This window comes from Paraburkholderia silvatlantica (genome assembly GCF_003096715.1).
Classification (GTDB): domain Bacteria; phylum Pseudomonadota; class Gammaproteobacteria; order Burkholderiales; family Burkholderiaceae; genus Paraburkholderia; species Paraburkholderia silvatlantica.
This window is the reverse complement of record NZ_QEOL01000006.1, coordinates 277,304-301,246: the sequence shown is the minus strand read 5'-3', so window position 1 is coordinate 301,246 and position 23,943 is coordinate 277,304. Positions and strand designations below refer to the sequence as shown.

Annotated in this window: 19 protein-coding genes; 11 read left to right on the top strand and 8 right to left on the bottom strand. The window is 66.6% G+C overall.

Translation table 11 applies throughout. The features are described 5' to 3' along the window. The first annotated feature begins 44 nt into the window (after positions 1 to 44). The 3 genes from C7411_RS11310 to C7411_RS11300 all read left to right on the top strand — a co-directional run bounded on the left by C7411_RS11310 (position 45) and on the right by C7411_RS11300 (position 4,594). Positions 45 to 2,486, top strand: a complete 2,442-nt coding sequence (locus tag C7411_RS11310) for a 3-hydroxyacyl-CoA dehydrogenase/enoyl-CoA hydratase family protein (protein ID WP_110384389.1) — start codon at positions 45 to 47, stop codon at positions 2,484 to 2,486. A 34-nt stretch (positions 2,487 to 2,520) separates the two neighbouring features. Then, positions 2,521 to 3,720, top strand: a complete 1,200-nt coding sequence (locus tag C7411_RS11305; RefSeq protein WP_110384388.1) for an acetyl-CoA C-acyltransferase — start codon at positions 2,521 to 2,523, stop codon at positions 3,718 to 3,720. Between the two features lie 103 nt (positions 3,721 to 3,823). Then, positions 3,824 to 4,594, top strand: coding sequence for an enoyl-CoA hydratase (locus tag C7411_RS11300; RefSeq protein ID WP_110384387.1), 771 nt, complete (start codon positions 3,824 to 3,826; stop codon positions 4,592 to 4,594). A 15-nt stretch (positions 4,595 to 4,609) separates the two neighbouring features. Here C7411_RS11300 and fdhD read toward each other — a convergent pair whose 3' ends face one another. Beyond that, positions 4,610 to 5,467: a formate dehydrogenase accessory sulfurtransferase FdhD gene (gene fdhD, locus C7411_RS11295; protein WP_110384386.1), complete on the bottom strand. Its 858-nt coding sequence runs from the start codon at positions 5,465 to 5,467 to the stop codon at positions 4,610 to 4,612. Between the two features lie 197 nt (positions 5,468 to 5,664). On the opposite strand from fdhD, the gene C7411_RS11290 reads away from it, so the two are divergent. Both C7411_RS11290 and C7411_RS11285 read left to right on the top strand, forming a co-directional pair. Further along, positions 5,665 to 6,147, top strand: coding sequence for a nitrate reductase associated protein (locus C7411_RS11290; RefSeq protein ID WP_110384385.1), 483 nt, complete (start codon positions 5,665 to 5,667; stop codon positions 6,145 to 6,147). A gap of 278 nt (positions 6,148 to 6,425) precedes the next feature. Further along, a complete protein-coding gene (locus C7411_RS11285; RefSeq protein ID WP_243413120.1) occupies positions 6,426 to 9,932 on the top strand; it encodes an EAL domain-containing protein in 3,507 nt (1,168 codons plus the stop codon). A 46-nt stretch (positions 9,933 to 9,978) separates the two neighbouring features. On the opposite strand, the gene C7411_RS11280 is transcribed toward C7411_RS11285, so the two are convergent. Continuing rightward, the gene (locus tag C7411_RS11280) at positions 9,979 to 10,374 is read right to left on the bottom strand and encodes an acyl-CoA thioesterase (protein WP_042266376.1); all 396 of its coding nucleotides are present in this window, start codon (positions 10,372 to 10,374) and stop codon (positions 9,979 to 9,981) included. Positions 10,375 to 10,669: 295 nt separating this feature from the next. On the opposite strand from C7411_RS11280, the gene C7411_RS11275 reads away from it, so the two are divergent. Then, on the top strand, positions 10,670 to 12,580 hold the full coding sequence (locus C7411_RS11275; RefSeq protein ID WP_110384384.1) for an ABCB family ABC transporter ATP-binding protein/permease: 1,911 nt from the start codon (positions 10,670 to 10,672) through the stop codon (positions 12,578 to 12,580). 43 nt (positions 12,581 to 12,623) lie between these two features. Here the strand turns inward: C7411_RS11275 and murU are convergent, their stop codons facing one another. From murU to C7411_RS37420, 3 genes are all read right to left on the bottom strand, one after another. After that, positions 12,624 to 13,334 carry an N-acetylmuramate alpha-1-phosphate uridylyltransferase MurU gene (gene murU / locus C7411_RS11270; RefSeq protein WP_110384421.1) on the bottom strand — a complete coding sequence of 237 codons (711 nt, stop codon included), beginning with the start codon at positions 13,332 to 13,334 and terminating at the stop codon, positions 12,624 to 12,626. Between the two features lie 62 nt (positions 13,335 to 13,396). Continuing rightward, a complete protein-coding gene (locus C7411_RS11265) occupies positions 13,397 to 14,458 on the bottom strand; it encodes an aminoglycoside phosphotransferase family protein (RefSeq protein WP_110384383.1) in 1,062 nt (353 codons plus the stop codon). 17 nt (positions 14,459 to 14,475) lie between these two features. Further along, a complete protein-coding gene (locus C7411_RS37420) occupies positions 14,476 to 14,775 on the bottom strand; it encodes a hypothetical protein (RefSeq protein ID WP_165822776.1) in 300 nt (99 codons plus the stop codon). Here C7411_RS37420 and C7411_RS11260 point away from each other — a divergent pair. The 4 genes from C7411_RS11260 to rsmA all read left to right on the top strand — a co-directional run bounded on the left by C7411_RS11260 (position 14,705) and on the right by rsmA (position 20,449). Beyond that, positions 14,705 to 17,089: an LPS-assembly protein LptD gene (locus tag C7411_RS11260; protein WP_110384382.1), complete on the top strand. Its 2,385-nt coding sequence runs from the start codon at positions 14,705 to 14,707 to the stop codon at positions 17,087 to 17,089. The two genes, C7411_RS37420 and C7411_RS11260, sit on opposite strands and share 71 nt — an antisense overlap. A 111-nt stretch (positions 17,090 to 17,200) precedes the next feature. After that, positions 17,201 to 18,562 carry a peptidylprolyl isomerase gene (locus C7411_RS11255; RefSeq protein WP_110384381.1) on the top strand — a complete coding sequence of 454 codons (1,362 nt, stop codon included), beginning with the start codon at positions 17,201 to 17,203 and terminating at the stop codon, positions 18,560 to 18,562. Positions 18,563 to 18,583: 21 nt separating this feature from the next. Then, positions 18,584 to 19,606: a 4-hydroxythreonine-4-phosphate dehydrogenase PdxA gene (gene pdxA / locus C7411_RS11250; protein ID WP_110384380.1), complete on the top strand. Its 1,023-nt coding sequence runs from the start codon at positions 18,584 to 18,586 to the stop codon at positions 19,604 to 19,606. A 15-nt stretch (positions 19,607 to 19,621) separates the two neighbouring features. Beyond that, a complete protein-coding gene (rsmA, locus tag C7411_RS11245) occupies positions 19,622 to 20,449 on the top strand; it encodes a 16S rRNA (adenine(1518)-N(6)/adenine(1519)-N(6))-dimethyltransferase RsmA (RefSeq protein WP_110384379.1) in 828 nt (275 codons plus the stop codon). 42 nt (positions 20,450 to 20,491) lie between these two features. Here the strand turns inward: rsmA and panE are convergent, their stop codons facing one another. Continuing rightward, complete coding sequence (panE, locus tag C7411_RS11240; protein ID WP_110384378.1) at positions 20,492 to 21,442, bottom strand: 2-dehydropantoate 2-reductase; 951 nt, start codon at positions 21,440 to 21,442, stop codon at positions 20,492 to 20,494. A 197-nt stretch (positions 21,443 to 21,639) separates the two neighbouring features. Between panE and gloA the strand changes: the two genes are divergently transcribed. Next, on the top strand, positions 21,640 to 22,026 hold the full coding sequence (gloA, locus tag C7411_RS11235; protein ID WP_042266363.1) for a lactoylglutathione lyase: 387 nt from the start codon (positions 21,640 to 21,642) through the stop codon (positions 22,024 to 22,026). Between the two features lie 106 nt (positions 22,027 to 22,132). Here gloA and C7411_RS11230 read toward each other — a convergent pair whose 3' ends face one another. Both C7411_RS11230 and C7411_RS11225 read right to left on the bottom strand, forming a co-directional pair. Continuing rightward, a complete protein-coding gene (locus C7411_RS11230) occupies positions 22,133 to 23,032 on the bottom strand; it encodes a M48 family metallopeptidase (protein WP_110384420.1) in 900 nt (299 codons plus the stop codon). A 145-nt stretch (positions 23,033 to 23,177) separates the two neighbouring features. Further along, positions 23,178 to 23,939: a lysophospholipid acyltransferase family protein gene (locus C7411_RS11225; RefSeq protein WP_110384377.1), complete on the bottom strand. Its 762-nt coding sequence runs from the start codon at positions 23,937 to 23,939 to the stop codon at positions 23,178 to 23,180. Between the last annotated feature and the right edge of the window lie 4 nt (positions 23,940 to 23,943).

The window sequence follows — 23,943 nt, the reverse complement described above, 5'->3', positions numbered from 1 at the left end:
ACACCTCAATCCGCTCGACATTGCATACCCGCTGGAGGCACAACGTGAGCAACCTCAATATTCGCAAGGTGGCCGTGCTCGGCGCCGGCGTGATGGGCGCGCAGATCGCCGCGCACCTGATCAACGCCCGCGTGCCCGTGCTGCTGTTCGATCTGCCCGCGAAAGAAGGCCCGAAGAACGCCATCGCGCTGAAGGCGATCGAGACGCTCAAGAAGCTCTCGCCCGCACCGTTCGGCGTGAAGGAAGACGCGCAATACATCACGCCCGCGAACTACGAAGACGACGTCGCCAAGCTCGCGGAATGCGACCTGGTGATCGAGGCGATCGCCGAGCGCATGGACTGGAAGCACGACCTCTACAAGAAGGTCGCACCGCACATCGGCCCGAACGCGATCTTCGCGACCAATACCTCCGGCCTGTCGATCACCGAACTCTCGCATGGCTTCGACGACGCGTTGAAGGCGCGCTTTTGCGGCGTGCACTTCTTCAACCCGCCGCGCTACATGCACCTTGTCGAGCTGATCGCGACGGCACACACGAAGCCCGAAATCCTCGACCAGCTCGAATCGTTCCTCACGAGCGTGGTGGGCAAGGGCGTCGTGCGCGCGAAAGACACGCCGAACTTCATCGCAAACCGCGTGGGCGTGTTCTCGATCCTCGCGGTGATCGCCGAGGCGAAGAAGTTCGGCCTGCGTTTCGACGAAGTCGACGACCTCACGGGCTCGCGCCTTGGCCGCGCAAAGTCGGCGACGTTCCGTACGGCCGACGTCGTCGGTCTCGACACCATGGCGCACGTCATCAAGACGATGCAGGACAACCTGAAGGACGATCCGTTCTTCCCGGTCTACGAAACGCCGGCGGTGCTCGCGGGTCTCGTGGCGAAGGGCGCGCTCGGCCAGAAGACGGGCAGCGGCTTCTATCGCAAGGACGGCAAGGCCATCAAGGTGCTCGACGCCAACACGGGCGAGTACGTCGACGGCGGCGGCAAGGCCGACGAGCTGGTGGGCCGCATCCTCAAGCGTGCGAGCGCCGAGCGCCTGAAGCTCCTGCGCGAAACGCAGCATCCGCAGGCGCAGTTCCTGTGGTCGATCTTCCGCGATGTGTTCCACTACATCGGCGTGCATCTGCAGTCGATTGCGGACAACGCGCGTGACGTCGATCTCGCGATCCGCTGGGGCTTCGGCTGGAACGAAGGTCCGTTCGAAGGCTGGCAGGCCGCGGGCTGGAAGCAGGTCGCCGAGTGGGTGAAGGAAGACATCGACGCGGGCAAGGCGCTGTCGAATGCGCCGCTGCCCGCCTGGGTGTTCGAAGGCCCGGTCGCGGCGAACGGCGGCGTGCACGGTGCGCAAGGGTCGTGGTCGCCCGCTGAGGCGCGCTTCGTGCCGCGCTCGACTCTGCCGGTGTACGAGCGCCAGGTGTTCCGTGCCGCGCTGTTCGGTGAAACGAGCGCACGCGATCCGAAGACCTATGGCAAGACGCTGTTCGAGAACGACAACCTGCGCGCCTGGGTGGACGACCGCGCGGGCGAGGACGACGTCGTCATCGTCTCGTACAAGAGCAAGATGAACACGATGGGGCCGGGCCTGCTCGACTCCCTCGTGAAGGCCATCGACATCGCGGAAGACGGCTACAAGGGCCTCGTGATCTGGCAACCGACGTCGCTCAGGCTCGGCGCGCCGGGCGGCCCGTTCTCGGCTGGCGCGAACCTCGAAGAGGCATTGCCCGCGTTCATGATGGGCGGGGCGAAGGGCATCGAGCCGTTCGTGAAGAAGTTCCAGGACACGATGCTGCGCGTGAAGTACGCGAACGTGCCGGTGATCACGGCGGTGTCGGGCATCGCGCTCGGCGGCGGCTGCGAAATCATGCTGCAAAGCGCGAAGCGCGTGGCGCACGTCGAGAGCTATGTCGGCCTCGTGGAAGTGGGCGTGGGCCTCGTGCCGGCGGGCGGCGGCCTGAAGGAAGCGGCGATTCGCGCAGCCGAAGGCGCGCAGGCGATCGGCGCTGCGCCGAGCGATCTGCTGCGGTTCCTGCAAAAGTCGTTCGAAAACGCCGCGATGGCGAAGGTCTCGGGCTCGGCACACGAAGCGCGCGCGATGGGCTATCTGAAGCCTTCGGACACGATCGTCTTCAACGTGTTCGAACTGCTCGACACGGCGAAGAAGGAAGCGCGTGCGCTGAGCGCTGCGGGCTACCGTCCGCCGCTGCGCGCCACGCAGATTCCGGTGGCGGGCCGCTCGGCGATCTCGACCATCAAGGCGTCGCTCGTGAACCTGCGCGACGGCCGCTTCATCAGCGATCACGACTTCCTGATCGCAAGCCGCATCGCGCAAGCGGTGTGCGGCGGCGACGTCGAGGCGGGCAGCCTCGTCGACGAAGAATGGCTGCTCACGCTCGAGCGCCGCGCCTTCGTCGATCTGCTCGGCACGCAGAAGACGCAGGAACGCATCATGGGCATGCTGCAAACCGGCAAGCCGGTGCGCAACTAAGCGGCACGACGCACACCCGATACTGGAGCAAGAGATGAGCAAACAATTGCAGGACGCGTACATCGTCGCCGCGAGCCGCACCCCCATCGGCAAGGCGCCGCGCGGCGTGTTCAGGAACACCCGCCCGGACGAGCTGCTGGTTCACGCGATCAAGTCGGCCGTGGCGCAGGTGCCCGGCCTCGACACGGGCGTGATCGAAGACGCCATCGTCGGCTGCGCGATTCCGGAAGCCGAGCAGGGGCTGAACGTGGCGCGTATCGGCGCGCTGCTCGCGGGTTTGCCGCAAAGCGTGGGCGGCGTGACCGTCAACCGCTTCTGCGCATCGGGCCTCACGGCGCTCGCCATGGCCGCCGACCGCATCCGCGTGGGCGAATCCGACGCGATGATCGCAGGCGGCTGCGAGTCGATGAGCATGGTGCCGATGATGGGCAACAAGCCGTCGCTCTCGCCGCACATCTTCGATCGCAGCGAAGACATCGGCATCGCCTACGGCATGGGCCTGACCGCCGAGAAAGTGGCGGAGCGCTGGAAGGTGAGCCGCGAAGCGCAGGACGCGTTCTCGGTCGAATCGCACCGCCGCGCGCTCGCCGCGCAGCAGGCGGGCGAGTTCAAGGACGAAATCGCGCCGTACACGATCGTCGAGCGTTCGCCGGATCTCGCTTCGGGCGAAGTGAAAGTGAGGGAGCGCCTGATCGAGCTGGACGAAGGCCCGCGTGCCGATACGACGCTCGAAGGCCTCGCGAAGCTGCGCGCCGTGTTCGCGAACAAGGGTTCGGTCACGGCCGGCAACAGCTCGCAGACCTCGGACGGCGCGGGCGCGCTGATCGTCGTCTCCGAAAAGATCCTCAAGCAGTTCAACCTCACGCCGCTCGCGCGTTTCGTGAGCTTCGCGGTGCGCGGCGTGCCGCCGGAGATCATGGGCATCGGCCCGAAGGAAGCGATTCCGGCGGCGCTGAAGGCCGCCGGGCTCAAGCAGGACGACCTCGACTGGATCGAGCTGAACGAGGCGTTCGCCGCGCAGTCGCTGGCGGTGATCCAGGACCTCGGCCTCGATCCTGCGAAGATCAACCCGCTCGGCGGCGCGATTGCGCTGGGGCACCCGCTCGGCGCGACGGGCGCGATCCGCGCTTCGACGGTCGTGCACGGCCTGCGCCGCCGCAACTACAAGTACGGCATGGTGACGATGTGCGTCGGCACCGGCATGGGTGCGGCGGGCATCATCGAGCGGCTGTGAGCGTTCATCCGGTCAACGCATTGGCGATCTCGACACGGTTCGCAGACCTGGCGGTCTGCGGACCGTTTTTCGTATCACGATTGGCAGGCGAGGAGACAGGTATATGAGCAACGAAATCCTGGTCGCACACGAAAACGGTGTGCTCACGATCACTATCGACCGGCCCGCGCGCAAGAACGCGCTCACGCCTGCGATGTATCGGGCGATGGCCGACGCGCTCAGCGGCGCAAACGAGGACGCCTCGGTGCGCGCGGTGCTGCTGCGCGGCCACGCCGAGATCTTCACGGCCGGCAACGACATCGAAGACTTTCTGAAGGCGCCGCCCGCAGGTGCCGATTCGCCCGTGATCCGCTTTCTCGACGCCATCGCGGCTTTCGAGAAGCCGCTCGTCGCTGCCGTGAAAGGGCCGGCGATCGGCGTGGGCACGACGCTGCTGCTGCATTGCGACATGGTCTATGCGGCCGACAACGCCCGTTTCGCCATGCCGTTCGCGCAACTCGGGCTGTGCCCCGAAGCGGCTTCGTCGCTGCTGCTGCCGCGCATTGCGGGCTACCAGAGCGCGGCGGAAACGCTGCTGCTCGGCGAGAGCTTCGACGCGGCGCAGGCGCATCGCATGGGCTTCGTGAACCGCGTGCTGCCGGCAGCCGAACTCGACGCGTTCGTCAGCGGCCAACTGGCGAAGCTCGTGGCGCTGCCCGCGTCGTCGCTGCGCGTGACGAAGTCGCTCATGAAGCGCGCGCAGACTCACGAGATCAAGACGCGCATGAGCGAAGAGTTCGTGCACTTCGGCAAGATGCTGCTCGCACCCGAAGCGCGCGAGGCGTTCACGGCTTTCCTCGAAAAGCGCAAACCGGATTTCCGGCAGTTCGATTAAGGCGTAAGTGGCGCGTCAGGCCGTTTCGTAATCGACGTACCCGGACTCGCGGCAAAAGCTCACGAGCCGCAGTCCGGCGCGCTTTGCGATGGCGATGGCAAGCGAAGAGGGCGCCGAGATCGTCGCGACCATCGGAATGCCCACGCGCGCGGCCTTGCGCACCAGTTCGTAGCTCGCGCGGCTCGACAGGAAGACGAAGCCCTGTTGCGTGTCGGCGCGCTCCATCACGAGTTGGCCGATGAGCTTGTCGAGCGCGTTGTGTCGGCCCACGTCCTCGAAGGCGCGCAGGATCGCGCCGTCTTCGTCGCACCACGCGGCCGCGTGCAGGCCACCGGTGAGCTTCGTGAGCGCCTGATGCTGGGGCAGTTCGCGTGCGGCGCGTGCGATCGCGTCGGGCGCGAGGCGCGCAGCGAAGCCCGTATCGGGCACCGGCTCGGGCTCGAGATCGAGCAGGTCGATGCTCTCGATGCCGCACACGCCGCAGCCGCTGCGTCCGGCGAGTGCGCGGCGCTTTTCCTTGAGTTCGACGAACGCCTGCTGCACCACGGTCAAGTGGACTTCGGCATGCGGCAGATCCGACTCTGCATGCCAGTACACCTCGATATCCTGAATATCGGCGTTGCGCCCGACGATGCCTTCGGAGATCGCGAAGCCCACGGCGAACGCTTCCAGGTCGCGCGGCGTGCACATCATGACCGCGTGCGAAATGCCGTTGAAGACGAGCGCGACGGGCCATTCCTGGCCCACGTGGTCCTCACGCGTTTGCACGCCGCCGCCGCGGTGCCGATGCACGCGCAATTCGATGGCGCCGGGCTGGCCTTCGGTTTCCGGGGGATTCGTCGTCGGGATCGGCGGCCGGTTTGCGGTGCTCATTGGGGTGCGGGTCGGGGTGCGGGTTGGGGTGCGGGTCGGGGTGATCAAGCGCAAAACTCCATCAGTCCTTGTGCGGCGCGGCACCGCAGCGCCGCCGGGGGACGGCGGGGCCGCGCCGCGCGCGGAAGGTTCTAAAATACCTCAAGCGGGCCGCCCGCGCTTGTCTGCGCCTTTGCCCGTCTCGCGAGGATACCGTCATGGCATTGAACGAAGCTCCGCTGCTTTTCCGGTTCGAGGTCGACTCGTCGGAAAACCTCACCTATATCCCGATGTGCGTGCGCTTCAATCTGGATCGCTTTGGTCTGCGCATATCGCTCGCGCAATGGCAATTGCTGCCCTACGAGGACCGCCGGCTGCTGGCGTGTTTCCCGGTGGACGAGGACACGCAGATCGAGCCCAATTTCGACCACGCGCTCTTCGAGATGATGCGCACGCACGCGAACGTCGAACCCGAATGGTTCGCGCCCGAGGAAGCGCCGGCCTGGCGCGACGTGAACGCGGTGCCGGGCGGCATTGCGCTGCAGTCCGAGCTTGCCAGCCTGCAAGCGCCCGGCGTGGAAGACTGGGCGCAGCTCGACCCGTTCCAGCGCTACGTGCTCGCGAAGCTCGCGCGCAGACCCGAGAGCAATCACGACTTCGCGCCGGCGATGCGCGAGTTCGGGCTGGCGGTGCCGCGGTAACGGTTTCCCGCTGTTTCCTGCTGTTTCCTGCTGTTTCCCGCCGGATGCTGCCGATCCTGCGCGCCACGATGCATCGCCGACCCATACCCGATTCCCGCCAGGCGCGGCTGCCGCGCGCCGCCAAGGGTCGTTTTCCGCTTGTTCCTCCCCATTTACCCTCAAGACCAGGCCGGCCCTGCCGTTATTTCGGGTTGGCGCGTCAGGCGCCGACCGGTCGCGCGCAGTCGTGACCCATCATCCCGCGCTTACGGCGCGGGCGCGAACGACGCTCGGCATTCATGAACCTTCTTTTTTCGAAGCGCCAACTCATCAATCTGGCCGTCGTCGCGGCGGCCGTTGGCGCGAACGCTTTTGTCGCGTGGACGCAAATCGACGGTCAGCGCGAGATCGACCGGCGCGCGAGCCAGGCGGTGGCGATCCACCACGACCTCGACCGCTATCGCGATGCGCTTGGCAGCGGCGTGAGCGCGCTGGGCCGTTTCGCGGTGCAGGGCCGGCCGGAGTCAGCCGCCGCGCACGAGGCGCGCACCGCCTCGCTCGACGCGACCGCCCGCGCGCTGCGCGCGGAACTGGCCGGCAACGCCGCCCTCGCCGCCCGTTTCGACGCGCTGGCGGCGCAGGGCGCCGCGATTGCGGGCGAGATCGACGTGACGCTTGCGCGCGCCGGGCAGCGCGTTGCCGACGAGCGCGGGCAGGCGGCCGTGGCGGCGGGGGCGAGCGGGACCGTGGCAGCGCAGGCTGTGCTGGTTGACGGTGCGGCCAGCCAGGAATTCGGCACGGCAATGCCCGCCAACGCCGCGCGCTCGCCCGCAGCGCCGTGGGGCGCGCGCGAGGCCGCCGCGAAGACGATTCAAGCCGGGAGCGCCGACGCGCGCATGGCCGGTCATGTCGTGACCGGCACGATCTTGCCGCTGCACCCCGCGGCGGATGAGGCGGCGAGCGCCGTGACGCTGGATACGCTAACCGTGGCACCGGCTGTCGGGAGCGGCGCGGCGAACGGCGCCCAGAACCCCGACACGGCGACCGCTGCGCTGCCTGACCCGGCGGCGCCGTCGACCGTCACTGCCGCGTGGCTCGCCGGCGAATACATCCGCCTCGACAATCTCGTGGACCAGCTCGACGGGCAGTTCGCGTCGCTGCAACGCGCCGAGGAACTGGCGCTTGCCGCCGCGCTTGCCGACTCGGCGCGCTCGGGCGGCCGCGCGCTGTTGCTGCTGATCGTGACGATGCTCGCGGGCGCGACGCTCATCATCTACACGTTCGGCGCGCGCGAGAGCGCCGCCCGCGAAAAGCTGCGCGCCGTGAGCGGCATGCGCCTGCGCAGCGAGCGCTTTCAGGGCCTTTTCGACGCGCATCCGGTGCCGATGTACGTGTTCGACCGCGAGACGCTGCGCTTTCTCGCCGTGAACACCGCCGCGATCCAGCAGTACGGCTACAGCGAGGAAGAGTTCCTCGCGATGACGATCCGCGATATCCGTCCCGCCGAGGACGTCTCGCGGCTCGAGCAACATCTCACGCGCTCGGACCTGCTCACGCAGAACGTGCGCATGATGGCCGGCATCTGGCACCATCGCCGCCGCGACGGCTCGATCATCAGCGCCGACATCTCGCATCACTCGCTCACCTTCCTCGGCCGCGACGCCGTGTTCGTGCTCGCCGACGACGTCACCGAGCAGATCAAGGCCGAAGCGGAGGCGCAGCGCTCGAACCAGATGCTCGAGTCGGTGATCGACAACATTCCGCAGCGCATCTTCTGGAAGGACGCGCAATCGCGCTATCTCGGCTGCAACATGACCTTCGCGCGGGACGCGGGCCTTTCGTATCCCGAGCAGATTATCGGCAAGTCCGACGACGATCTGCCGTGGCGCGCCTACGCCGACGGCATGCGCGAACACGATCGCGAAGTGATCGAGTCGGGGCTGCCGCGCATCAACTACGAGGACAACCACACGATAGACGGCCTGCACCGCACGACGCTCACGAGCAAGCTGCCGCTGCTCGACGGCGACGGCCGCGTGATCGGCGTGCTCGGCTCGTACTCGGACACGACCGAAAGCAAGCGCGCCGACCTCGCGCTGCGCCTGCAAAGCCGCGCGCTCGACGCGTGCGTGAACGCCATTCTGATCACCGCGCCGGGGCCGGGCGGCAGCAATCTGATCGAGTACGCGAATCCGGCGTTTCGCCGCATCACGGGTTTCGATCCGGCCGAGGTGATCGGCCAGGACTGCCGCTTCCTGCAGCGCGACGACCGCGATCAGGACGGACTCATCGCGGTGCGCAAGGCGCTGCTGTCCAATCGCGAAGTGAGCGCCGTGCTGCGCAACTACCGCAAGGACGGCGCGCTCTTCTGGAACCAGCTGCTGATCGCTCCGGTGCCCGATCTCGATGGCCGCATCACGCATCACATCGGCATCATCAACGACGTGACCGAACTGATCCGCTATCAGGAGCAGCTCGAATACCAGGCGAACTACGACAGCCTCACGCTGCTGCCCAACCGCAATCTGCTGCGCGACCGTCTCCAGCACGCACTGCTCGCGGCGCAGCGGCACGACACGGGCGTGGCCGTGGTGTTCATCGACCTCGACGGCTTCAAGAACGTCAACGACAGTCTCGGCCACAGCGTGGGCGACCGGCTGCTGGGCGTGGTGGCCGAGCGGCTCCAGCGCTGCACGCGCACGACCGACACGGTCGCGCGCCACGGCGGCGACGAGTTCGTGATCGTGCTCACCGACACCATCGACGAGAAGTCGCTGATCGGCTGGATGGAGCGGGCGCGCTCGCTGATCTCGGAGCCGGTGTGGATCGACGGTACCGAGCTCTATGTGGGCTGCAGCATGGGCGCGAGCGTCTACCCGCAGGACGGCAGCGACGCCGAAACGCTCATGAAGAAGGCGGACGTCGCGATGTACCGCGCGAAGGACATGGGCCGCAACACGTTCCAGTTCTTCGAGCCCGAGATGAACGCGAATGTGGGCGCGCGGTTGAATCTCGAGCGGCGCCTGCGCCGCGCGCTGCGCGACAGCGAGTTCCTGCTGCACTACCAGCCGCAGGTGGAAATCGAGGGCGGGCGCATCATCGGCATGGAGGCGCTCGTGCGCTGGCGCGATCCGGAGGTTGGGCTCGTCTCGCCTGCGCAGTTCATTCCCGTGGCCGAGGAGAGCGGGCTGATCGGCCCGCTTTCCGACTGGGTGCTGCGCGAGGCCTGCCGGCAGAATCGCGCATGGCAGCTCGCGGGACTGCCGCCCGTGCGCGTGTCCGTGAACTTCTCGGCGAAGACGTTCCACCAGCGCGACATTGCGCAACTGGTGAAGGACGTGCTGCACGAAACCGGGCTGCAAGCCTGCTGGCTCGAAATCGAGCTGACCGAGAGCACGCTCATGCGTAATGCCGAAGAAGCCGTGTCGATGTTGAACGAGCTGCACGCGCTCGGCATCGGCATTGCCATCGACGACTTCGGCACCGGCTATTCGAGCCTGAGCTACCTGAAGCGCCTGCCTGTGGACCGGCTCAAGATCGACCGCTCGTTCGTGGCCGACATCGGCACGAGCAGCGACGACGAAACGATCACGGCGGCCATCATCGCGCTTGCGCACGAGCTGCAGTTGCAGGTGATCGCGGAAGGGGTGGAGACCTCGGCGCAGTTCGCCTTCCTGCGCGAGCGCGCGTGCGACGAGCTGCAAGGCTACTTCTTCGCGCCGCCGCTGCCCGGCGACGAGGCCGCGGCGCTGTTGCGCGCGAGCGCAACCTGCGAGGAAGCGCCCGGGCTCGCGTGGACAGGTTGAGCCCGGCGCCATGGCCGGGCGTTCGCGGTTGCCCCGGCGGTTGCCGTTATTCGATCGGCGGCAGCTGACGCGGGCGGCGGTCCGCGCCGGTCGCGACATAGGTGAGCGTGGCTTCCGTCACCTTGACGACTTCCTCCTGGAGGCGCATGCGCTGCGCGTATACCTCGACCTCGACGGTCACCGAGGTGTTGCCGGTCTTGACGATCCCGGCGTAGAAACTCAGCAGGTCGCCCACGAACACCGGCTGCTTGAACACGAACGAGTTCACCGCGACGGTCGCGACGCGTCCGTTGGCGCGGCGGCTAGCCGGAATCGAGCCGGCAATATCGACCTGGGCCATGATCCAGCCGCCGAAGACGTCGCCGTGAACGTTGGCGTCCGAAGGCTGCGGCACGACGCGCAGCGCAGGCGATTTTTGGGGGAGCGGGAAGGAGTCGGTCATCGGGCTTCCATGAAAAGGGATCGAACGGCGCAAGGCGTTGCCGCGCGGCCCGGGGCCGGCGCGGCCGGCGTGGGGCGCTCAGCGGCGCGCGCCGCCTTCTGCGACAATACGTCGATCAGGAATTGTACGGGAAAGCATGAGGCGCGGCGGGCGGGTCGATCAGAGCCCTCCACCTTCGCGAAACCCGTCGCCGACCACCCCACATGACTCGCCGTGCCGTTTGCACCGCGCGAGGCTCCGGTCTCCGAACCGGCCTTCGCGCACCGCATGGCACGGGCATCTCGCCGCTTGCCCCATGCGCCGCTTTCCCGCTTCCAACGAACCCGCGCTGCCCGCCACCGGGCCGCGCAACGACTGGCAGACGATCGTCTCGCTGCTGCCTTACCTCACGGCCTACAAATGGCGCGTGGCGTTCGCGCTCACCTGCCTGATCGGCGCGAAGGTGGCCAACCTCGGCGTGCCGATCGTGATGAAGCACATCGTCGACGGCCTCGCTTCGGTGCGCCATCTCACGGCGCTCGGTCGTGCGGAGCACGCGCCCGGCATCGTGCTCGCAGGCGGCATCGGACTGCTCGTGGTGGCGTACGCCGTCGTGCGTCTGTCGACTTCGCTTTTCACCGAACTGCGCGAAATCCTCTTTTCGAAGGTGACCGAGAGCGCCGTGCGCCAGCTCGCGCTCAAGGTGTTCCGCCATCTGCATGCGCTCTCGCTGCGCTTTCACCTCGAACGGCAGACGGGCGGCATGTCGCGCGACATCGAGCGCGGCACGCGCGGCATTACGCAACTCATTTCGTACTCGCTCTACAGCATCCTGCCGACGCTCGTGGAAGTGGGCCTCGTGCTTGGCTTCTTCGTAGTGAAGTACGAGGCGTACTACGCGATCGTCACGCTCATCGCGCTCGTGGCGTACATCGCGTTCACGGTGAAGGTGACGGAGTGGCGCACGCATTATCGCCGCACGATGAACGAGCTCGATTCGCGCGCCAACGCACGCGCGATCGATTCGCTCATCAACTACGAGACCGTGAAGTACTTCGGCAACGAAGAGTGGGAGACGAAGCGCTATGACGAAAACCTGCACCGCTACCGGCAGGCCGCGATCAAGTCGCAGCATTCGCTTTCCGCGCTGAACTTCGGACAGCAGGCGATCATCGGCACCGGGCTCGTGTTCATCCTCTGGCGCGCCACGCTGGGCGTGATGGCGGGGCGGCTCACGCTCGGCGACCTCGTACTCATCAACACCTTCATGCTGCAGCTCTATATTCCGCTGAATTTTCTCGGCGTGGTGTATCGCGAGCTCAAGCAAAGCCTCACCGACATGGACCGCATGTTCACGCTGCTCACCGTCGAGCGTGAAGTGGCCGACGTGCCCGGCGCGCAGCCGCTCGCGGTGCGCGGCGGCGAGGTGCGCTTTGCGCACGTGAATTTCGCGTACGAACCGTCGCGCCAGATTCTGCACGACCTGAGCTTCACGATTGCGGCGGGCACGACCACGGCCGTGGTGGGGCATAGCGGCTCGGGTAAATCCACGCTCGCGCGGCTCCTGTTCCGCTTCTACGATCTCGATCGAGCGAGCGGCGGAGCGATTACGATCGACGGCCAGGATATCCGCGATGTGACGCAGGATTCGTTGCGCGCCTCGATCGGCATCGTGCCGCAGGACACGGTGCTGTTCAACGACTCGATCTACTACAACATCGCCTATGGCCGGCCGACTGCGAGCCGCGAGGAAGTCATCGCGGCGGCGCGCGCGGCGCACATTCATGCGTTCATCGAGAGCCTGCCCAAGGGCTACGACACGCCCGTAGGCGAGCGCGGCCTCAAGCTTTCGGGCGGCGAGAAGCAGCGCGTGGCGATCGCGCGCACGCTGCTCAAGAATCCGCCGATCCTGCTGTTCGACGAGGCGACGTCAGCGCTCGATTCGCGCTCGGAGCGCGCCATCCAGCACGAGCTCGACCAGATCGCGCGCGAGCGCACGACGCTCGTGATCGCGCACCGGCTCTCGACGGTCGTGCACGCGCAGCAGATCATCGTGATGGATCACGGGCGCATCGTCGAGCGCGGCACGCATGCGCAATTGCTGCACGCGGGCGGACACTATGCGCAGATGTGGGCGCTTCAGCAGCAGAAGGCGGGCGAGGCGCCCCAGTCACAACAGGGGCAGGTGCAGGGACAAGCGGAGTTGCCGGCGGCGGCAGGGAAGTAAAGCGCCCCGCGCCGCGTTTGCCCGGCGCGTTGCGTGGCCGGTTTCAGCCGTGGCGCGCGCCAGTCGGGGTGCGCAGCGCGGCGTCGAGCGCTTCGAGCTGCTCGGGCGTGCCGACGTTTTCCCATATGCCTTCGTATAGCTCGCCGCTCACGCGTCCTTGCGCGATCGCCTCGCGATAGTACGGCGTGAGCGCGCGCTTCGTGCCGGGTGCGAGATCGCGGAACATGCGCGTGTCATAGAGGCCGATATTGCCGAACGTGTAGCGCGGCGCGCCTTCGAGCGCGAGCCGGCCGTCCACGCCCAGCGCGAAGTCGCCCTTCGGGTGGAACGGCGGGTTCGGCACCATCACGAGATGCATGCCCGGCTGCGCTTGCGCCGCGAGTGCCTGCGCGTGCGTGTTCAGGCGCGCGAAATCGTAGGCGCTGTAGATGTCGCCGCTCACCGCGAGGAATACCTCGGGCGCGCCTGCCGACTCGATGAGCGGCAGCGCGCTGGCAATGCCGCCCGCCGTTTCGAGCGCCTCGTGCTCGGGTGAATAGAGGAGCGTCACGCCAAAGCGTGCGCCGTCGCCGAGCGCGGCTTCGATCTGCGCGCCAAGCCACGCGTGATTGATGACGATGCGCGTGTAGCCCGCCGCGGCGAGCCGCTCGATCTGCCACACGACGAGCGGTTTGCCGCCCACGGCGAGGAGCGGCTTCGGGCAGGTGTCGGTGAGCGGGCGCATGCGTTCGCCGCGTCCCGCGGCGAAGATCATGGCGGTGCGGCCGTGGCCCGCCCTGGCCGGCGTGTGATTCGATTGGGTCATGACGGCCCGTTTCAGAAGGTGTAAGCGACTTCGACGGCGCTGCCCTGCAGCTCGTCGATGAGCCGCGCGAACGGCGCGAGCGGGCGGTAGCGGTGCGCGACCTTGCTCGCGTAGGCGAGAAAGCGCGGCAGGTCGGCCATGTAATGCGGTTTGGCGTCGCGATAGTTGATGCGGCAGAAGAGGCCAAGCACCTTGATGTGGCGCTGCAGGCCCATCCACTCGAGCTGGCGGTAGAACTCGCCGAAGTCGGCATCGACGGGCAGTCCGGCCTTCTTGGCGCGCTCCCAGTAGTGCGCGAAGCAGTCGAGCTCGAACGCCTCGTCCCAGCTCAGGAACGCGTCGCGCAGCAGCGAGACGACGTCGTAGGTGATCGGGCCGTGCACGGCGTCCTGGAAATCGAGCACGCCGGGGTTGGGCGTGGCGATCATCAGGTTGCGGGGCATGAAATCGCGCAGCATGAAGGTTTGCGGCTGCGCACGGGCGCTCGCCACGAGCAGGGCGAAGGTGCGATCGAGCACGCCGCGCGTGGCTTCGTCCACCGTGCGGCCCAGATGGCGCACCAGATACCACTCGGGCATCAGCTCCATCTCGCGGCGCATGAAGGCTTCGTCGAAGTCCGGCAGCACGCCCGGGCGCGAGCTGAGCTGCCAGCGGATCAGCGCGTCGATGGCGTCGTGCATCAGCTCGCGCGAGCGCGCGCCCGGGCCGGCTTCCTGCAGCGCTTTCAGGTAGGGCGCGGTGCCGAGATCGGTCACGAGCATGAAGCCCGCGTCGAAATCGGCTTCGAGCACGCGCGGCACGTGTACGCCGGCCGCCTCGAGCCACTCTGCGATCTGGGCGAATTCGCGGCTCTTTTCGGGCGGCGGGGCGTCGACGGCGATCAGCGTCGCGCCGTGCGCGCCCGCGCTCGCGAGGCGGAAATAGCGCCGAAAGCTCGCGTCGGCCGAGGCCGGGGCGAGCGTTGCGAGGTCGAGGGCGTACTGCCCGGCGTGGCTGCGAAGCCAGGCGGCGAGCAGATCGCGGCGGCTGTCAGCAGGCGAGGCGGCGGAAGAATGCGCGGCGGAAAAGGTCATGAAAGCCAGAGGCAAAATCAGTGGATCAACGTCTTGCCATATAATACCCCACGACTTTTTTGACGCGACTCGCGCCAAAGCCCGCATGACGGTTCGCTCGCCGCATTCATCGTCGCTCCAGGGTTCGATGAATTGTAATTAATTGTTTGCAGCCCGGCCTCGATCCGGTTCATCGGGAGGCGGGTGCCCAGGCGGGCCGCCATCATGGAGAGGGCAGGCGGCCGGGCCGATTCGCCAAAACCATACATGCCGCCCAGACAGTTTTTCCAGACGATCTCCCCTAGTGACGACGGCGTGCCGGGCAAGCGGCGGCTCATCGCGGCACTCCTGGCCGTACCGGGTCTGGTGCCCGCGCTCGCGCACGCCCAGCTCTCGGGCGAGGCCGCGCAGCCCCAGCAGCTGGACGGCCCGTGGGGCTTGCGGCTTGCGCCGCAGCTCGAGGATCACCCCAACGCGTCGGGCCAGCACCCGGCGACCTTCGTGCTCGGCGATTCGACGACCGGTACGGTCGACACCGACCTCGCCGTGAAAGGGGCCGCGGAGCTGCGCCAGGGTTCGAACGTGGTGAAGGGCGACGCCCTGCACTACGACCAGGACACCGACATGGCCAATGCCTACGGCAATGTCGTGGTCGTGCAGAACGGCACGACGTTCTCGGGGCCAGAGGCGCATTTGAAGGTCGAGGCGAACGAGGGCTTCATGCCCGCGCCGAAGTACCATTTCACGCTGACGGGCGGCTCGGGCAGCGCCGCGCGCGCCGACCTGCTGGACAGCGAGCGCTCGGTGCTCACGACCGGCACCTACACTGCGTGCCACTGCTCGACCAATCCGGCCTGGTACATCAAGGGCAGCGAGTTCGATTTCGATACCGGCAGCGACGAAGGCGTCGCGCATAACGCCGTGCTGTTTTTCCAGGACGTGCCGATCTTCGCGAGCCCGTGGCTGTCGTTTCCGCTTTCGGGCGATCGGCGCAGCGGCCTGTTGCCGCCGACGTTCTCGGTCAGCTCGACGAACGGCTACGAAATCTCGCTGCCGTATTACTTCAACATCGCGCCGAACCGCGACTTCACGTTCACGCCCGAGATCATCTCGAAGCGCGGCGTGTTCCTGCAGGGCAACTACCGGTATCTCTCGACGAATTACTCGGGTTCGATCACCGGGACCTTCCTGCCGGACGACGCGATCACGAAGACGAACCGCTACGCGCTGTTCATCCAGCACAACCAGAACTTCGGCAACGGGTTCGGCGGTTACGTCTATTACAACAAGGTCTCGGACAATACCTATCCGTCCGACCTGTCGTCGCCGGCCAACCAGTTCCTGAACGGCACGCAGACGCTGTACCAGCAGGAAGCCGGCCTCACGTACAACAACGGGCCGTGGTCCGTGCTGGGCCGCTACCAGCACTGGCAGACGGTCGAGTCGTCGACGCCGCCGTACGGCCGCGAGCCGCAGTTGAACGTGAAGTACGCGAAGTACAACGTCGGCGGCTTCGACTACGGCATGGAAGCCGACTACTCGCGCTTCCGCATCACGGAAGACAATGCGACCGAAGGCGACCGCGTCGTCTTCAATCCGTACGTGTCGTACTCCTTGATGGGGCCGGGTTACTTCGTCACGCCGAAGGTGCAGTGGCACTTCGCGTCGTACAACCTGAGCAACATCGGCCCGGCGGGCACGACCTTCGGCTCGCCTGTCGGCACGCCGAAGAGCTTCACCGAATCGATCCCGACCTTCAGCTTCGACACGGGCCTCATATTCGACCGCTCGGTCCACCTGTTCGGTCAGGATTACATCCAGACCCTGGAACCGCGCCTGTACTACGTGTACACGCCGTATCGCAACCAGCAGTTCGCGCCCCTTTTCGACACCGCCGAGTCGGACTTCGGTCTCGCGGAAATCTTCACGCCGAACACCTTCGTCGGCAACGACCGCATTGCCGACGCGAACCGCATTACGGCCGCGCTCACCACGCGCTTCATCGACGCGGCTTCGGGCGACGAGCGCGCGCGCTTCGTGATCGCGCAGCAGTACTACTTCCAGGATCAGCGCGTCACGCTCAACCCGGGCGAGACCACGAATCAGGCGACACATTCCGACCTGATTGCGGGCGCCGCCCTGAAAATCGGGGCCGGTTTCGCTTCGGAAACGGCGTTCCAATATAATGCCGACAGCAACCAGCTCACCAAGGCGAGCGTCGGTTTCGGGTACAGCCCGGGAACGAGCCGCGTGCTGAACGTGGCCTACCGCTACACGCGCGCGAACACCACGCTCGACTTCCAGCCGATCAACCAGATTCTGATCTCGGCTCAGTGGCCGTTCTCGCACCGGGTGTACGCCGTGGGCCGCTTCAATTACGATCTGAACGGCCATCGGATCGTCGACGGCCTGGTCGGCATGCAGTACGACGCCGACTGCTGGGTGCTCGGGATCGGCCTGCAGCGTTACGCGAACGGCCTCAATACGTCGGGCACGCCGAATTCGTCAACGCGGTTTCTCGCGCAGCTTACGCTCAAGGGACTGTCGAACGTCGACAACGGGCTGGTGGCTGCGTTCAGGACGGCAGTGCCGGGGTACACGCAGCTGCCGGGTCAGGCGCCGCCAGATTCGCGCTTCACTGATTATCAATAACGCGTGATCCGGAGCGCATTGCTGCGCGCAAGGCGCCTCGGGGCAACGCGGTGTCGGTTGCATAGAGACGGGCGAAGCGTGCCCGCCAACATTGGAGTATCTGTGGGAATCATGAAAAAGCTTCGCCTGGCAGCGTACGCTGCGAGTCTCTTCGCCGTTGCAGGCGTGTTGCCGGCCGCGCCGGCGCAAGCTCAAGGTCTCCCGGCTGCCGACAACGGCCAGACGGTCGACACGATCGCCGCAGTCGTCAATGACGGCGTGATCACGCAGCGCGAGCTCGACAGCCGCGCCGAAATGATTGTTCACCGGCTGCAGCAGCAAAACGCGCCGGTTCCGCCCGAGGAGCAGTTGCGCGCGCAGGTGCTCAACCAGATGGTGCTCGAACGCATCCAGCTCCAGAAGGCCAAGGAAGACGGCATCACCGTAGACGACACGGCCGTGCAGCGCACGCTGGAGCGCCTCGCCCAGGCCAACGGCATGGATCTCGCCACCTATCGCGCGCGCATCGAGGCGGCCGGGGTGCCGTGGACCACGTTCACGCGCGACGCGCGCACCGAACTCACGCTCTCGAAGCTGCGCGAGAAGGAAGTGGACAGCAAGGTCACCGTGTCCGACGCCGAAGTCGCGAACTACATCGCGAGCCAGCGCGGACCGAACGCCGGCCAGTCGAGCGACCTGCATTTCCAGCACATCTTCATCAAGGCGCCGCTGAACGCCTCGGAAACCGACATCGAAGCCGCGCAGGCGAAGGCCAATGCGCTGCTCAAGGAAGCCCAGTCGGGCAGCAAGTTCGAGAGCCTCGCGAAGTCGAACTCGCAGGCGAGCGATGCGGGCAAGGGCGGCGACATGGGCTTCCTGGCGCAGTCGAAGCTGCCGCCCGAATTCGTGACCGCCGCTTCCACGCTGCGTCCGGGCGAGGTGAGCCCCTCGGTGATCCGCACCAACGACGGCTTCGAAATCGTGCGCCTCGTCGAGCGCCGTCAGGGCCAGGGCACAGCCGCCGACGCGCCCAAGCTCGTGCAAACGCACGTGCGCCACATCCTGCTGCGTGTGGGCGACGGCATGTCCGAGCCCCAGGCACGCCAGAAGCTGCTGGAAATCCGCCAGGAAATCGCGGCGGGCGGCGACTTCGCCAAGTTCGCGCGCACCTACTCGCAGGACGGCTCGGCCTCGCAGGGCGGCGACCTCGGCTGGATCAGCCCGGGTGAAACCGTGCCTGAATTCGAGCGCGCCATGAATACGCTGCAGGACGGCCAGTTGAGCGAGCCGGTACGCACCGAGTACGGCTACCACCTGATCCAGGTGCTGGGCCGCCGCGACGCCGAAGGCTCGGTCGCGCAGCAAATGGAACTCGCGCGCCAGGCCATCGGCCAGCGCAAGGCGGAGCAGGCCTACGCCGACTGGCTGCGTCAGCTGCGCGACAGCGCCTACGTCGATTACAAGATTGCGGGCATGACGCCGCCGCACAACTAAGCGTCATCGAGGGATCGAGCCATGAATGCCTCCGCATCGTCGTCGCCGGCTCCGCGGAGGGCGGGGCCGGTCCGCATTGCCATCACCACGGGTGAGCCGGCCGGCGTCGGCCCCGAGCTGACCGCCGCCGCGCTGGCGGGCGCTTCGGCGCACTGGCCCGACGCGCAGTTCGTCGTGCTCGGCGACAGCGCGCTGCTCGAAGCGCGCGCACAGGCCGCGAACGTCGACTGGGCTGCCGTGCTGGCGAACCAGCCCGTGCAGGTCGAACATGTCGCGCTCGCGACGCCCGCCAGGCCCGGCAAGCTCGACGCCGCCAACGGCCGCTATGTGCTGGCGCTGCTGGACCGCGCCATCGACGGCGCACTGGCTGGCGAATTCGACGCCATCGTCACCGCGCCGCTGCAAAAGAGCACCATCAACGACGCCGGCGTGCCCTTCACCGGCCACACCGAATACCTCGCCGAACGCACGCACACGCCGCGCGTGGTCATGATGCTGGCGGGCACTGGCGCGCGCCCGCTGCGCGTCGCGCTCGCCACCACGCATTTGCCGCTCAAGGACGTTGCGGCGGCGCTCACCGTCGAGGGGCTCGTCGAAACCCTGGGCATCATCGACCATGACTTGCGCCATCATTTCGGCGTGCCGCTGCCGCGCATCCTCGTGACCGGCCTGAACCCGCATGCGGGCGAGAATGGCTACCTGGGGCGCGAGGAGATCGACGTGATTGCGCCGGCGCTGGCCGCCGCCGCCGCGCAAGGCATCGACGCGCGCGGCCCGTATCCCGCCGACACGCTGTTCCAGCCGCGCTACCTCAAGGACGCCGACTGCGTGCTGGCGATGTTCCACGACCAGGGCCTGCCGGTCCTGAAATACGCGACGTTCGGCGAAGGCATCAACGTCACGCTCGGCTTGCCGATCGTGCGCACTTCGGTCGATCATGGCACCGCGCTCGACCTCGCCGGCACCGGCCGCGCGGACGCGGGCAGCCTGATCGCCGCCCTCGATACCGCCGTTTCGATGGCGCGCCACCGGCGCGCCATCTGATTGATTCCAGAGAAGATGTCCAACAGCAGCAGACAACACCAGGGCCACTTCGCGCGCAAGCGCTTCGGCCAGAACTTCCTCGTCGACACGGGCGTGATCGATTCGATCGTCGACGTCATCCGCCCACAGCGCGGCGAGCGCATGGTCGAGATCGGGCCGGGTCTCGGCGCGCTCACCGAGCCGCTCATCGACCGGCTCGCCACGCCCGAGTCGCCGCTGCACGCGGTCGAACTGGACCGCGACCTGATCGCGCGCCTCACGAAGAAGTTCGGCGCGCTGCTCGAACTGCACGCGGGCGACGCGCTCGCGTTCGACTTCGGCTCGCTCGCGGCGCCGGGCGAGAAGCCTTCGCTGCGCATTGTCGGCAACCTGCCGTACAACATTTCGAGCCCGCTGCTGTTTCACCTCGTGACGTTCGCCGAGCGCGTGATCGACCAGCACTTCATGCTGCAGAACGAGGTGGTCGAGCGCATGGTGGCGGAGCCCGGCAGCAAGGCGTTCGGCCGTCTCACAGTGATGCTGCAGTACCGCTACGTGATCGACAAGCTGATCGACGTGCCGCCCGAATCGTTCCAGCCGCCACCCAAGGTGGATTCGGCGATCGTGCGCATGATTCCCTACGCGCCGCACGAACTGCCGAAGGTGAACGACGCCTTGCTCGGCGAACTCGTGACGGCCGCCTTCTCGCAACGCCGCAAGATGCTGCGCAACACGCTCGGCGATTACCGCGAGCGCCTCGATTTCGACGCGCTAGGCTTCGATCTGGCGCGCCGTGCCGAGGAAGTGCCCGTCGAGGAATACGTGAGCCTCGCGCAGGCGCTGGAAGGGGCTGGCGGCGCTTGATGCGTGGGCGGTGCGCCGCCTTGCCGGTGCGCTGGCCGTCGCTTACGCCGCCTCGGCGCGCTGCGCCTCGTAGGCCTTGAGCTGGCTGTAGACGACGCGCAGCACCGAAAGCTCGTTCGACGCTTGCTGTGCCGCGCCGCCGCGCTCGATCAGGTCGCCGAGCACGTGATCGGCCTCGATGCGCGAACCGTTCTGCACGTCGCGCAACATCGACGCCGTGAGCGGCGAACCCTTGGCGAACAGCATCGCGCGCGAACGCTCGAGGAAGCTGTCGCGCACGGCGTGGCCGTGTCCGGCTGCGATCGCACGGCATTCGGCGAACAGCCGCTCGATGATCGCGGCGCCGTCGGGCGTGGCGAGAATCGCGCCAATGGGCGCGCGGAAAAGACACGTGCTGCCCGCAAGCGACGCGAGGAACACCCACTTCTCCCACATCTCCTGAAGGATGTGATCGCTCGCCTTCACATTGAAACCGGCATTGCCGAACTGATCCGCCACGGCTTGCATGCGCGCCGTGACGCCGCCGCCGAGTTCGCCGAACGTAATGGCCTGCACGTCGTTCAGTTGCACGATCTCGCGCTTGTCGTTGAGCGTGGACGCGATCAGGCACACGCCGCCCAGCACCGCCTGCGTGCCGAAGCGCGCCTGCAGGACTTCGAGATGACGCATGCCGTTGAGCAGCGGCAGGATCAGCGTGTCGGGGCCGACGGCCGCCGCAAACGAATCGATGGCGTTGTCGAGGTCGTAGGCCTTGCAGCTCAGCAGTACGAGATCGAACGGTTGGCCGCCTTGTGACTCGAGCGCTTCGCGCGTGATGGTCTTGAGCTCGCGCAGCGTGAGATCGCCCGCCGGACTGCGGATGACGAGGCCGGCTTCGCGCAGTTGCGCGGCGCGCGCCTCGCGTACCAGAAACGTCACGTCACGCCCCGCAGCGGCGAGCCGGCCGCCGAAATAGCCGCCCGTCGCACCCGCACCGACTACCAGAATTCGCATGTCTGCTCCTCGTTTCTCACGTTCATTGCTTGCGCGCTTTGCTTACGCGCTTTGCTTACACTTAGCTGGCGAAATTGCCGAAGCCATTTCGGGATGGCGTCCATGCTAGAGCAAATCGGCACATCTTGCCGGCGCCGGCAGGGCCGGCGCGTTTTTGGTACAGTCCGTTTTTTGACGACGGCAAAACGGAGTACACCATGCGCCTGCTGCACACGATGATCCGGGTCGGCGACCTCGATCGCTCGATCAAGTTCTATACCGAACTGCTCGGCATGAAACTGCTGCGCCGCGAGGACTATCCCGACGGCAAGTTCACGCTGGCCTTCGTCGGGTATACGGACGAGCGCGACGGCACCGTGATCGAACTGACGCATAACTGGGATACGGCTTCGTACGATCTCGGGACGGGCTTCGGCCATCTGGCGGTCGAGGTGGAGGATGCCTACGCTGCCTGCGCGAAGATCAAGGAGCAGGGCGGCACGGTGGTGCGCGAAGCCGGCCCGATGAAGCATGGGACGACGGTGATCGCGTTCGTGACCGATCCGGACGGATACAAGATCGAGTTTATTCAGCGCAAGCAGTAAGGACGCGGCACAGGCTGGCGAAATCCGGCCTGTTGCTTCGGGGAATTGTTTCGAACTGCGAATGAACTGGAGTGCGGCTGATATTCGCGGACTCGCAATGGGGATATCACATCCCCGGCACCATCTCGGGCGGATGCTGCTTGAGCTGCTTCCTCGCCTCGCGGAACTCCGGAAAAATCGACTCCACCGTCTGCCAGAACCTTGGGCTGTGATTCATCTCCCGCAAGTGCGCGAGCTCATGAGCGACCACATAGTCGACGACAGAGAGCGGAAAATGAATCAACCGCCAGTTCAGGCGAATTCTCCCTTCGCTTGAACAGCTGCCCCAGCGCGTCGCCGCCGAAGAAAGCGCATAAGACCGGAACGAGACACCGAGCTTGCCGGCATACGCCTCGAGCCGCTCACCGAATATCCGCGTCGCTTCCCCCTGGAGCCATCCAGTCACGCGGTCCTTGATCTGCTGCGCGTCGGCATGCGGCGGCAGCGGCAACGCAAGCACACGCGTCTCCTGATCGAACGCGAGCAAGGAAGCCCCCAGCTTCACCGTAACCGGCTTGCCAAGAAAGGGCAGCTCGGCCCCATCGCGCCATTGCACGCGCGGCAAGGCGCGCTGTTCCGTGCGCGTCTGCCATTCTGCGAGCTTGGCGAAGATCCACCGCTGCTTCTCGGCGATCGCCGTCTCGATATCGGCGATCGTGACCCACCTGGGCGCCGTGATGCCAAGCCCGCTGCCGTCGATCACGAACCCGATCGATTTGCGCGACGAGCGCTTGAGCCGGTAATGCAGCGTGCGCGCACCCAGCACGACAATACGCAGCCGCGTGCCGTCGGGCGCAAGCGGCGCCCTGCCGGGCTTTGCAGGCGAGGGCGGAGTCGCCGGCTGCGGTGTGAGAGAGGGGGAGGAAGCATCAGGCGCCACGGCAGGCGCCGGTTCAGCAAAGAGCGGCAAGTCGAGTTGCCGGTTGTCGAGTGCCGCGTTGGGGCGCGGCGTGGGGGACTTCTGCATCGTCAGGCCTGGTGCGGATGGGCGTGCGCGGCGTGTGCGCGGGGCTTCTGGCGCCATGTTGCGCGGCGCGTCCAGCCGTGCGGCGAGCAGCGCCCACAGCCGCGCTGCAACGCTTCGCGCGCGCCCGAAGAGCACGCTCTGCGCCTCAAATCCGTGCCGCTTTCGCCGCTGCGCCATCCGTTTCGCGATACGCCTCAGGATCGATCCGCCGCATTTCCGTTTCGATCCACGTTTGCACGCGCGTGTTCACTTCGTCGGGCGTGAGTCCGGTCGTCTCGATCGGCTTGCCGATCGACACCGTGACTATACCCGGATATTTGATGAACGAGTTTCGAGGCCAGACGCGGCCCGCGTTGTGTGCGATCGGCACCACGGGCGCACCCGTTTCGATGGCGAAGCGCGGGCCACCGGTCTTGTACTTGCCCTGCTTGCCCACCGGTATGCGCGTGCCTTCGGGGAACATGATCACCCATGCGCCTTCGGCCATGCGCTGCTTGCCCTGGCGGATCACCGAGGTGAACGCGTTCTTGCCTTCCTTGCGGTTGATGTGAACCATCTTCAGCATGCCGAGCGCCCAGCCGAAGAACGGCACGAACAGCAGTTCGCGCTTGAACACGTAGCACAGCGGCTGCGGCATGAGCGCGGGGAACGCCAGCGTCTCCCATGCCGACTGGTGCTTCGCGAGGAGCACGGCTGGCCCGTTGGGCAGGTTCTCCATGCCCTCGATGCGGTAGCGAATGCCATTGAGGTGGCGCGCAACGAAGAGGGTGGAGCGGCACCAGCCCACGGCCATCCAGTAGCGCCGCGTTGCGTTCATGAACGGGAACGCGATAAAGCACGCCGTCGCGTACGGCATGGTGTAGACGATGAAGTAGATGAACAGCAGCAGGGAGCGGAGAAAGCGCATCGGT

Bases quoted from the DNA above. Each gene is read 5' to 3' on its own strand.
- C7411_RS11230 (WP_110384420.1), bottom strand. From the start codon at position 23,032: ATGCAGAAGTCCCCCACGCCGCGCCCCAACGCGGCACTCGACAACCGG.
- panE (WP_110384378.1), bottom strand. From the start codon at position 21,442: ATGCGAATTCTGGTAGTCGGTGCGGGTGCGACGGGCGGCTATTTCGGC.
- rsmA (WP_110384379.1), top strand. From the start codon at position 19,622: ATGTCCAACAGCAGCAGACAACACCAGGGCCACTTCGCGCGCAAGCGC.
- C7411_RS11300 (WP_110384387.1), top strand. From the start codon at position 3,824: ATGAGCAACGAAATCCTGGTCGCACACGAAAACGGTGTGCTCACGATC.
- C7411_RS11225 (WP_110384377.1), bottom strand. From the start codon at position 23,939: ATGCGCTTTCTCCGCTCCCTGCTGCTGTTCATCTACTTCATCGTCTAC.
- pdxA (WP_110384380.1), top strand. From the start codon at position 18,584: ATGAATGCCTCCGCATCGTCGTCGCCGGCTCCGCGGAGGGCGGGGCCG.
- gloA (WP_042266363.1), top strand. From the start codon at position 21,640: ATGCGCCTGCTGCACACGATGATCCGGGTCGGCGACCTCGATCGCTCG.
- murU (WP_110384421.1), bottom strand. From the start codon at position 13,334: ATGATCTTCGCCGCGGGACGCGGCGAACGCATGCGCCCGCTCACCGAC.
- C7411_RS11280 (WP_042266376.1), bottom strand. From the start codon at position 10,374: ATGACCGACTCCTTCCCGCTCCCCCAAAAATCGCCTGCGCTGCGCGTC.
- C7411_RS11285 (WP_243413120.1), top strand. From the start codon at position 6,426: ATGAACCTTCTTTTTTCGAAGCGCCAACTCATCAATCTGGCCGTCGTC.
- C7411_RS11305 (WP_110384388.1), top strand. From the start codon at position 2,521: ATGAGCAAACAATTGCAGGACGCGTACATCGTCGCCGCGAGCCGCACC.
- C7411_RS37420 (WP_165822776.1), bottom strand. From the start codon at position 14,775: ATGAGCCGCCGCTTGCCCGGCACGCCGTCGTCACTAGGGGAGATCGTC.
- fdhD (WP_110384386.1), bottom strand. From the start codon at position 5,467: ATGAGCACCGCAAACCGGCCGCCGATCCCGACGACGAATCCCCCGGAA.
- C7411_RS11275 (WP_110384384.1), top strand. From the start codon at position 10,670: ATGCGCCGCTTTCCCGCTTCCAACGAACCCGCGCTGCCCGCCACCGGG.
- C7411_RS11265 (WP_110384383.1), bottom strand. From the start codon at position 14,458: ATGACCTTTTCCGCCGCGCATTCTTCCGCCGCCTCGCCTGCTGACAGC.
- C7411_RS11290 (WP_110384385.1), top strand. From the start codon at position 5,665: ATGGCATTGAACGAAGCTCCGCTGCTTTTCCGGTTCGAGGTCGACTCG.
- C7411_RS11255 (WP_110384381.1), top strand. From the start codon at position 17,201: ATGAAAAAGCTTCGCCTGGCAGCGTACGCTGCGAGTCTCTTCGCCGTT.
- C7411_RS11260 (WP_110384382.1), top strand. From the start codon at position 14,705: ATGCCGCCCAGACAGTTTTTCCAGACGATCTCCCCTAGTGACGACGGC.